This is a genomic window from Lujinxingia vulgaris (assembly GCF_007997005.1).
In the GTDB taxonomy this organism is placed as follows: Bacteria; Myxococcota_A; Bradymonadia; order Bradymonadales; family Bradymonadaceae; genus Lujinxingia.
In genome coordinates this window covers 90,409-98,592 of the sequence record NZ_VOSL01000019.1, presented here as the reverse complement: position 1 = coordinate 98,592, position 8,184 = coordinate 90,409, and the positions used below count along the sequence as shown (strand labels likewise).

Here is an 8,184-nt window from a genome sequence, read left to right as displayed (position 1 = left end):
CCGAGCACGAGCACGCGGCGTCCGCGGTGCTCAAGCTCGCGCAGGGGCTCGGCGGCCAGACGTTTGAGCGGGCGCCCGGCCCCGCGCCAGGGCTCCTCGGCCGGGGCGGCGTCGCGAAAGGTGCGGGCGATGAGCACGAGCGCGTCGCCGGCGGCCAGCTTAAACTCGGGGCCGGGGGCCAGGTGGTTGCTAAAGCGGCCCTCGCTGCTGCGCACCACCCCGCAGAGGATGGCGCGCTCAAAGCGACGCGCGGCCTCGGCGAAGGTTTTGCCGGCGAGCGTGTCGTGGTGGCGGATGAAGATCTCACTGCCGATCTCGGGGCTTAAGAGCTCGTTGTAGACCCGCGAGAGCCCGGGGTGGCGCATGTTCTGGGCCATCAAACGGCCGATGAGCTGGCTGCTGCTGACCACCTCCAGCGGGCCGCCGTAGGCGCGGCGCGCGACCTCTTCATGGCGCGGCTCCTGAAGCTCGATCACCACATAGGGGTGCGGCTCGCCGGCGGCCTGGACCTGGCCGTCGAGGGAGAGGAGGATCTTGATGACCTCCACATCGGCGCTGACCTCCCCGGGTTCTTGCTCCTGGGGTGAGGGCACGATCACGGCGGCGGCGTGCACCGCGGCCACCCGGCGCAGGTGGTCGGCGTTGATGGCTGAGCCCGAGCGCAGCACCACCTCGGAGGCGCGGGGGCCGACGACGTGATCCTGGCGGATCTCTTCTAAGATCTCGTCGTCGAGCTCTTCGACCAGCGTGACGATGCGGGCGCGCCGGCCTCCGCCAGGCCCGCCGCCGAGCCCGGCCAGAAAGTGGCGCACGCGGAAGGTGGAGAGGAGCAGCTCCTGCAGAAGCGGCACGGTGCGGTCGGTCCAGCCCAGGACCACAAAATGATCCTCCATGACCACCGGGGTGAGCCCCCGCTCTAAGGTGCGCATCGAGCGCAGGAGCCAGCCGGTCATGATCGCGACCAGCGTACCCATAAAGAGCACGTAACCCGCCAGGGTCAGGGCGGTGGCCACCACGCGGCGCCAGGCGCCCTGGTCATCGCCCAGGTACCCGGGGTCGGTCAGGCGCAGAAACGCCCACCACACCGACTGCTCCAGCCCCTCGCCATTGGCGCCGGGAGGGAGCACGGCCAGGCCGCCCACCAGCGCCACCAGCGCCACCACGGCCGCCACCACCAGGAGCTGGATGTGGGGGCCGCGGATCAGTGCGCGCTCCACCCAGAAACGCAGGCGATCGAGGAGTCCAAAGCTAAACTTCATACCGCAACCTCAGCATCATCCGTTTCGACCTTGCACATCTACTTGAGCCGCGCCCCGTCGGGCACCTCGCCATCGGGCCTGGCCAGCACGATGGCGCCCGCGTCGTCTTCAAAGCCGCAGATGAGCACCTCGGAGCGGATGGGGCCGATCTGTTTGGGCGGGAAGTTGGTCACGCAGATCACGCGCGTGCCCACGAGCTCTTCTGGCGCGTAGCGCTCGGTGATCTGGGCGCTGGATTTGCGCACGTCGTCCTCGCCAAAACGCACCCAGACCTTGTAGGCGGGGCGGCGCGCCTCGGGGAAGGGCTCGGCGCGCACGATGGTGCCGGCGCGCAGGTGCACCTTTTCAAAATCCTGCCAGGTGATCGTGGTCTCGCTGCTCATGGTTGGCTCCTTGTCATGCTCATCATCCACCGATTCCTAAGGGCTCTTAACCTCGCATAAGGGACGCATCGTGGCTACGCCGGCGCATAAGCCACATGTTGTAACGTCGTAAGCTATCGTTGCTGCCGCGTCTGCTGCATCGAGAACAACGCATGCCGCGTTGCAAAGCCTCGACGATGCTAAAGCATCGTCTGTGATTTGCGCCTTGCCTGCGTCGTTCTCGATTTCGCATCCAGCGACATCAACATCTGCTCACGACGTGTTAGGCTGGGCGGCGATCGGGCGCCTTAAGCCCGTAGGAACACCCTACCCTGCCCCGGCTTCGGGCCGGACGAGATCACGCGCAACCGACCCACGGTCACGCTAACCTACTGACGATGTTGTTGTTTTGAACACACCTCTACAAAAGACCTCATCGAGCACATCGTCAAAACACGGGCCGCGGCGCGCGCTGGTGCTCTCCGGGGGCGGGGCGCGGGGGGCGTATGAGGTGGGGGTGCTGCGCTACATCATGCACGCGCTGCCAGCGGAGCTGGGGCACTCGCCGCGTTTTGACATCATCAGCGGCACGAGCGTCGGGGCCATCAACGCCGCCTGGGTGGCGGCCACCCTCGATGAGCCCCACTACTGCGCGGCGCGTCTGGAGCACCTCTGGCGCGCGCTGAACTTTCGGGAGGTGATCCGCTTCTCCTACCCCGAGGTCGGCCGGCTGCTCTACCACTACCTGGTGGAGTCGAAGCTGCCGGGGCCGCTGCGCCGCGCGCAGCTCGCGCTCAGCGATACGAGCCGGCCGGGAGGATTTTTGCACACGGGCTTTTTCGATCGGCTCGTGCGCCACGAGATCCCCTTTCGGCGCATTGAGCAGAACCTGGCCAGCGGGCATCTGCAGGCGGCGTCGGTGACGGCCACCGACATCGTCTCGGGGCAGACCACGGTCTTTGTGCAGTCGCATCAGCCGCTGCCGCCCTGGACACGCGACCGCCGGCGGATTGCCCGGGCCGGGCCGATCACGCCCAAAAAGGTCCTGGCGAGCGCGGCGATCCCGATGCTCTTTCCCTCGGTGCAGGTGCACGGGCGCTGGTACTGCGACGGGGCGCTGCGCCAGAACACGCCGATCTCCCCGGCGCTGCGTCTGGGGGCGGACCGGCTGCTGGTGATCTCTTTAAAGTCCGAGCCCACCCATACCCGGGGTCGGCATTTGACCCCGGTGCCGGAGCATTTGCGCAGGGTGGAGCACCCCGATCTCTCGTACGTGTTGGGCAAGGTGCTCGACGCGCTCCTGCTCGACCCGCTGGACTACGATTTGAGCGTGCTCAACCGCGTCAACGCGATGCTGCGCTACGGCGAAGAGGCTTTCGGCGAGGAGCGTTTCTTGCCGACCTTCAACGAGGTGATCCAGAGCCACCGCGGGCAGGGCTATCGGGTCGTTGAGCCTTTATTATTGCGGCCCAGCCGCGATCTCGGCGAGCTCGCGGCGAGTCTGGCGAAGACGCTCCCCGACGACTTCTGGGGCTCGGCGCCGCTGCGGCGGATCGGCCAGCGGGCCACCGAGTCGCAGGGCGGTCGCGAGAGCGATCTCTTGAGCTACGTGCTCTTCGACGGGCAGTACACCGGCGAGCTCATTGATATGGGGTATGAGGACGCAGCAGCGCGGCATGAGGAGTTGGTGGGGTTTTTCAGCGAGGGTGAGGGGTGAGAGATTCATTCCTCGAAACACGGAACCCTTGCCGGTGACTCAATCGAGAGATCTCGACCGCTTTTACTCAAAAGGGGGCCTAAAAGTGCTCAGGTCGCGAGCGCTTCCAGCGCGCTCAACCATGCATCAAAGCGCGGGCATTGTTGACGCAGACTTACAAGCCCCGTGTCGCCGGTGGCGATAGGGCCATGAAGCGTCTTTCGAAAGCCGGGGATGTGAGTGAGGAGGCGCTTTGAGGGCGCCGTCTCTTTCCCGTCGTTGATATCCTCGGGGTTTATGCCTTCAATCTCAGCCTCAAGCGCGGCAAGGCTGGCGAGGTCATCTTCAGCGTCAAGAAGCTCGGCGAGGGAGGGAAGAGAGGCGAGTACGAGGGCCTCGAACTCATGGCGCTGAATGTAGGGCATGAAGCGTCGATCGTTGATGATGTTGGCCAGGGAGCGTTCGAGCGCGTCGCAGCGTCTTCGGGTATCAGGGTCAGCGCCGTGCTTGTCCAGGCCCGGGAAGTCTTCGGGCAGGCCATAGAGGTCCCAGAGGGTGGTGACACGCAGATCGTCACTGGAATCGTGGCGAAGAATCCTGTCGATATCGCGTTTCCAATGCCGAAACAGTCCGCCTCCCCGCGCGCCCGGACGCTGGTGCCCTCTCCGATATGCCATCTCCTTACCCACAACTGTGGCGGAGGCAAAGACACCATAATTTGCGAGGTGGCCGACCAGTGACTCCTTCACAAAGTCTTCCTCGGTTGGGCCTTCGACGACAATGATCAGACGCATTAAGGCCGCCCTCCGATGACGCCTTTGTCAAAGATCTCGGAGAGGCTGTAGTCCTCCAGCCATAAGGCCAGTTGAGCCTCATCCAGACGATGCAAGGTGCTGGCACCGTTTTGGCGCTCGACGACCACCACCTCGGCGGGGTCGAAATGATCGAGAAAGGCCGTGGACTGCGTTGCGAAAAGTATCTGGGTGTGACGCGACACCGAGCGCGCGAGCTCGGCGAGCGTACGGATGGCGGCCGGATGCAATCCGAGTTCGGGCTCATCGATGCTGATAAACTTCGGAAGATGTGCGGTCGGCTGCGCCAGCGCGGTGATGAGCGCAATGGCACGCAGCGTTCCATCGGAGAGCTGATGGGCACCAAAGCGCTCATCCTGATCGTCGATCCAGTCGAGCCGAAGCGTCGTCGCGTTAACCTGAGTGGGCGCAAGCTCTTTTACAGCCGGGACAATACGGCTGACGAAGCGATTGATGCGTCGCCAGGCTTTGCGGTCTGCGTCGTCTTCACTTTGTTGAAGTCGAAAGAGGTAGGCGGCGAGGTTGCTGCCGTCGGAGCGAAGATACCGATCATCTTCCGCGCGGGCGTTGGTACGCAGGGCTGAGGTCATCGAGGTATCATGAACGTGAAAAAAGGTGAGCTGAGAGAGCCAGTGATTGACCGTGCGCGCGGTCGTATCGGCGTCTTTCGCCCCCCGAAGTTCCGACTCCCAATGCCCGGCCCCCAGCGACGTAAGATGTACTTCTGCGTCGGGGGTGGGCTGGTAGCCGACCTGCTCGTCCAAAAACATCAGTTTGTCGCCTGCGGCAAAGCCCAGTCTGGCCTCATAGGTGTTGCATCGCTCGTTTTGCGAAAACTCCAGTTTTATTGTGATGACCGGGGTGTGTTTCGGACCGTAGTGAAGTAATGCCGAGGCGCCTCCAGCTTCTGCGACGAAGCGTTGGAGCGATCCAGTCCGAATCAACGGAATCATACGAAGAGCACGTAATATATTTGATTTTCCCGAGCCGTTCGCGCCGATAAGCACCGTGAGACGCCCCGGTTGCAGCTGTACGTCGGCCAGTGAGCCAAAACCTGTGATGTGGATGTTCTGGAGTCCGTCGCGCATGACATCTCTTCTGTTGGCTCGGCGTCTGCGCCACCCTTACAGGCAGGGCACAGACTGAGATGTTAACCATCAAGGCCGTGGAGCATAGAGCGTGGGATCTTTAGAGCGCAAGGGCTCAGCACCGCTGCGGCACCTCGCGTGGCCTCCCGGGTTGCCGGTGGGCGGCCTTATGCCTGATCAAAAAACCCCCGGCGCATTCACGATGCGCCGGGGGTTTTTGATGTTGTCGTCGGTGGAGCTTAGCGAGCGACTTAAGCGTCGCGCTTACGGCGACGGGTGATCAGCAGCCAGCCCAACAGGAGCGCCAGGGCGGAGCCCTGACCGGAGCCGGAGGTGGAGGTGCAGCCGCAGCCGTCTTCCTGGTCGGTGATGGTGACCCGGGGGCCGTCGGGCTCTTCGGGCTGCTCCTCGTCGGCGACGATGCGGGGGGTGCACTCGCTCCAGGGGCCCTCTTCGTCGCCGCCGATGGCGCGCACGCGCAAGAGGTAGGTGCCGGGCTCGCTGAAGGTGCCCTCGTCGATGGCGATGGTGGTCTGGGCGCCCTCGCTCTGCGGGGTCTGCCTGCTGAAGACGACCTCGTCGTCGCGGCTGATCTCCAGCTCAAAGCTCAGGGCGTCGCCGTTGGCGTCGATGTTGTCGACGGTCAGCGATTCGAGCAGGCCCTCTTCGCTCATCATGAAGTCGCCGGAGCAGCGCGCGCCCATCTCTCCGTCGATCACCGGGGCGGTGAGCGAGTCGGGGGCGCGCACGCGGAAGCGCAGCGGGTCGGACCACTCGCTCTGGGCGCCTCGGTCGTCGGTGGCGCGGGCGCGCACGTAGTACTCCTGGCCGCCCGTCAGCTCTTCGGTGAGGGTCCACTCCACGGCCTGGGCGGTGTCTTCGGCGGGGACTTCGCCGCTGGCGACGAGCACCTCCTCAAAGCCGCTCTCCCCGGCGATCTCGATGAGGATGGCGACCGGATCATCTTCGGGGTCGGCCGGTTTGGTCGTGGAGATGCGCGGGGTCAGGGAGAGCACGAGCTCACCCGAGACAGGCTTGCGAATCTCGGGGACGGCCGGGGGCTCGTTGGTGGTGTCGACGCGGAAGGTCTCCCAGTCGGTCCACATGCCGTAGCCGGTGGCGGCGTCGCCGTCGAAGGCGCGCACGCGCCAGTAGACGAGCGCGTTTTCGGTGAGGGCTTCGGTGCGCCACTCGGTCTGGCCGCCCTCCCCTTCGTCGACGGTCATATCCTGGCCGACGGTGGCTTCGGTGGAGTTCTCGCGCACCATGACGTCGTAGGTGAGCAGATCCTCGTCGACGTCGATGGCGTTCTCCCAGCTCAAGGGCACGGCGTTGATGCTCACGCGCTCGCCAGCGATGGGGCTGAGCAGCACGGGGAGGCCCGGGGCGACGTTGACCTGATCGACGGTGACCACGACGGTGGCCTCGGCGGTGTATTCGCCATCGCTGACGATGAAGGTGAGCTCAAAAGGCCCGTCGGGCGCGGCGGTCTGGGCGACGTCCCAGGTGTAGACGTCGCCCTGGTCGCCGGGGGCGAGCGTGCCGGTGACCTCTTCGCCGTGGGCGTCGAGGTGCACCACGCTCACGTCGAGCACGTCGCCGTCGATGTCGCCGTAGATCATGGAGAACTCGACGAGATCGCCCTCCGAGACGGTGATCTCGGCCGGGAGCGGGGCGTCCTCAAAGCTGACCTCGATGAAGGGGCGGCGGTTGCCCATCTCCACATCGAAGACGTAGCGGCCGGCGGACTGCTGGCCGGCGCCGGTCCAGTCGGCGTCGCCGAAGGTGCTGACCACAAAGCAGTGGCGGCCGCCCTCAAGCTCCCCGGTGTCCAGGAGGCTGGAGAGGGTGCCGCCGTTGGGATCGTCGTCGTTGGAGCCCAGAAGCGTGGGGCCGGCCGGGTTCCAGACCGAGAGGATGGGGTCGACCCAGGGGTGCTCGCGGGTCTGGCCGTCGACCTCGATGAGCGCGCGGGCGCGGGCGATGAGGCGATCGCCGGGGTCGACCTCCACGCAGTAAAAGTCCACATCGGAGCCGCGCGGGGCGATGATCGCCCCCTCACTGCTGTAGGGCAGGGCGTCGATGGCCACGCCGGCGGCCGCCTCGTTGTTGGGCTCGTTGGCGTCGGCGCCCATATCGACCAGCGGAAAGTTGCCCAGCGCGCCGGCCGAGCCTTCGGTGACCGAGAAGGGGCCCTCGACGACCTGGGTCTCATAGCGCCCCAGGGGATCGTAGACGAGCAGGCGGTAGCTGTGGCCGTCGCCGGTGGAGATCAAACCGCGCATCGAAAACGCGCCGCTGACCGGGCCCTGCATCTTCGTAAAGTGATTGTGGTGGTAGCGGTGGTCGACCAGGCTCTCGGCGCGCACGCCGATGCCCTGCAGGCCCACGCCGGCCGGGGAGGTGATGCGACCATCGAAGCCGCCGGTCTGCGGCAGGTAGACGTTAAGATCGGGCAGGGTGTCGCCCTCGGTGACCTCCAGCACATCGGCGTCCGAGAAGAAGAGGCCCTCGCTCATCGGCTCGGCCTCATCGAACCAGGTGTCGCCGTAGTGGCCGGTGACGCCATCGCCCATGCGCGAGTCAATCTTGTAGGTGCCCGTGGCCACCTCGGTGAACTGGTAGGCGCCGCCGGCCCCGCTGGTGGTGGTCTCGACGATGGCGTAGCCCTTGGGGCCTTGCTGCCACAGGCGCACCTCCATGCCGGAGACGGCGGTGCCCTCCTCGGCCGAGAAGGTCGCGCCGCTTAAGGTCGCCGCAAACGCCGGCGCTCCGATCATCGTCACCGCCGCCACACACCCGGCGCCCAGCCAACCTCGGTACTGCTGGTATCTGTTGCTCATCGCTCTCTCCGCCGTGGGGTTTCTTCGACGCCGTCTGGGGCACTTGCGCGCACCTCAAAAGCTCGCCAGTCTCAAACCCGCGTTGAATCAAAATGTTACAAAATCGTGGTAGGCATGAGCTTAG

At 65.4% G+C, this 8,184-nt stretch carries 6 protein-coding genes; 1 reads left to right on the top strand and 5 read right to left on the bottom strand.

Features of this window, described 5'->3' with window-relative positions; genetic code table 11:
• Both FRC96_RS04225 and FRC96_RS04220 read right to left on the bottom strand, forming a co-directional pair.
• Positions 1 to 1,259 (bottom strand): CASTOR/POLLUX-related putative ion channel (locus FRC96_RS04225; RefSeq protein WP_230469864.1); only part of this gene is annotated, 1,259 nt, incomplete at its 3' end.
• Positions 1,260 to 1,297: 38 nt separating this feature from the next.
• The gene (locus FRC96_RS04220; RefSeq protein ID WP_146973059.1) at positions 1,298 to 1,642 is read right to left on the bottom strand and encodes a tRNA-binding protein; all 345 of its coding nucleotides are present in this window, start codon (positions 1,640 to 1,642) and stop codon (positions 1,298 to 1,300) included.
• Between the two features lie 388 nt (positions 1,643 to 2,030).
• On the opposite strand from FRC96_RS04220, the gene FRC96_RS04215 reads away from it, so the two are divergent.
• Positions 2,031 to 3,338 carry a patatin-like phospholipase family protein gene (locus tag FRC96_RS04215; RefSeq protein WP_146973056.1) on the top strand — a complete coding sequence of 436 codons (1,308 nt, stop codon included), beginning with the start codon at positions 2,031 to 2,033 and terminating at the stop codon, positions 3,336 to 3,338.
• Between the two features lie 89 nt (positions 3,339 to 3,427).
• On the opposite strand, the gene FRC96_RS04210 is transcribed toward FRC96_RS04215, so the two are convergent.
• The 3 genes from FRC96_RS04210 to FRC96_RS04200 all read right to left on the bottom strand — a co-directional run bounded on the left by FRC96_RS04210 (position 3,428) and on the right by FRC96_RS04200 (position 8,060).
• Positions 3,428 to 4,111, bottom strand: coding sequence for a DUF4276 family protein (locus FRC96_RS04210; RefSeq protein WP_146973054.1), 684 nt, complete (start codon positions 4,109 to 4,111; stop codon positions 3,428 to 3,430).
• Positions 4,111 to 5,217: an AAA family ATPase gene (locus FRC96_RS04205; protein WP_146973051.1), complete on the bottom strand. Its 1,107-nt coding sequence runs from the start codon at positions 5,215 to 5,217 to the stop codon at positions 4,111 to 4,113. The genes FRC96_RS04210 and FRC96_RS04205 overlap by 1 nt, the downstream gene beginning before the upstream one ends.
• A gap of 251 nt (positions 5,218 to 5,468) precedes the next feature.
• A complete protein-coding gene (locus tag FRC96_RS04200) occupies positions 5,469 to 8,060 on the bottom strand; it encodes an MYXO-CTERM sorting domain-containing protein (protein WP_146973048.1) in 2,592 nt (863 codons plus the stop codon).
• Positions 8,061 to 8,184 lie beyond the last annotated feature (124 nt).